The organism is Arachidicoccus sp. (genome assembly GCF_050436765.1).
Lineage (GTDB): Bacteria > Bacteroidota > Bacteroidia > Chitinophagales > Chitinophagaceae > Arachidicoccus.
Map to the genome: position 1 here is coordinate 1 of NZ_JBNQGD010000330.1, position 1,362 is coordinate 1,362.

The 1,362-nt window shown below is 39.2% G+C and carries 1 protein-coding gene; it reads right to left on the reverse strand.

Going from position 1 to position 1,362, the window contains the following annotated elements; translation table 11 throughout:
• Positions 1-921: 921 nt before the first annotated feature.
• A complete protein-coding gene (locus tag ACQR30_RS14205) occupies positions 922-1,140 on the reverse strand; it encodes a hypothetical protein (protein WP_429736254.1) in 219 nt (72 codons plus the stop codon).
• Positions 1,141-1,362 lie beyond the last annotated feature (222 nt).

Here is a 1,362-nt window from a genome sequence, read left to right on the forward strand (position 1 = left end):
CCCGCGTCAACGGTCTTCAAAATTTCCATCCAAAAATTTGTCTCTTTTGGTCTGAAATACTCTCCCATAACCATGTGAGGCCAATCTAGAGGTGCTGTTGAATTTGGCGCTTCTTGGAATTTGAGCCAGTAGTAATTTCGGCCGTATTCGTCGGTTGGAATCCAGTCTAAAAAGCTTTGTTTGAGTTTTTTTCAAGGTGAGAAAAAAATCAACACGTGTCGACATTTTATTCCCGGAGGATCTAGTGGTTTCATATTCCAGGGAATCTAGATGCGCGTATACTCATTCGAAAGCTAGTAATGGCGCGAACACAATGCATGTCTATTTCCATTTCCATTTCCATTTTCATTTCCAAAAAAAATTGAAATTCCCATGAGTGTTCACAATGCGTGGCTATTTCCATTTCTATTTCCATTTTAACTAATTTAATTTTAAGTACTCATTTTGGATCTACGTAATTTCTCTATAGATAAGCTCGAGTTAGTATTCAGATCGGCATTGCGACAAGCGAGGATGTTCAAAGGCTTGCGGATTGAGGATTTTGTCTTCGGAATAATTGCCGACGAAGAAGATGCAGCTGGTTGTGATTCTGAACGAGCAAAAAAGTCATTGATCCCCGTATAGTCCTCACCAACCTCTCGTCCATCTTCAACATTCAACGGCGAACCATCGTTCAGGAACTGTTCTTCTTCGGTATTCAGTGTAGAAGTTTTTCTGTAAAAATGGAAAATGAATCATAAAATCAGCCAAAAACTTACTCTGGGCGATGCTCCAATGTTTTGTTGAGAAACGTTAGCTCCTTGAAGTAAGTCCATCCTGGGCTGCTACTAGCTGCGGCACCGCTTGGCTTCGGCTTGCTTTTCAGCGTCATGTAATACTTTCGCAAATACGTCCACTTTTTTTAGCTTCATTGCCTAAACATTAGATAAAATAAAAATAATTAAATATTCGCTTACCGTCTCCAAAACCAGATTCCTTCGCAATACTCGTCCAAACAGGCTGCTTTTTGTTGTCGTCCTTATACTCCGCATCCGATGGATCATAGAGTGCCGGGTATTTTCGCACCTCCTCAATCAAGGCAAGATTTCTCGTCTCGTCCACCTGTTGCTCTTCTGAGCTCTTTTTCAGCCGTCCAGGCATGCTTGATGTTGAACTGATTAACAACTCAAGAGTATACAAAGAAATTTTTGTGAACAACTTTCACACGGAAAATTAAATTAGTTAAAATGGAAATAGAAATGGAAATGGGTGTTCACATAAAAATAGAAATGGAAATGGAAATTGAAATGGAAATGGAAATAGACATGCATTGTGTTCGCGCCATTATGGAATTGATGTTTGAGTTTATTAAATTATTTAATG

Excerpts from the sequence above, each read along its gene's own strand:
- ACQR30_RS14205 (WP_429736254.1), bottom strand. The coding sequence starts at position 1,140 with ATGCCTGGACGGCTGAAAAAGAGCTCAGAAGAGCAACAGGTGGACGAG.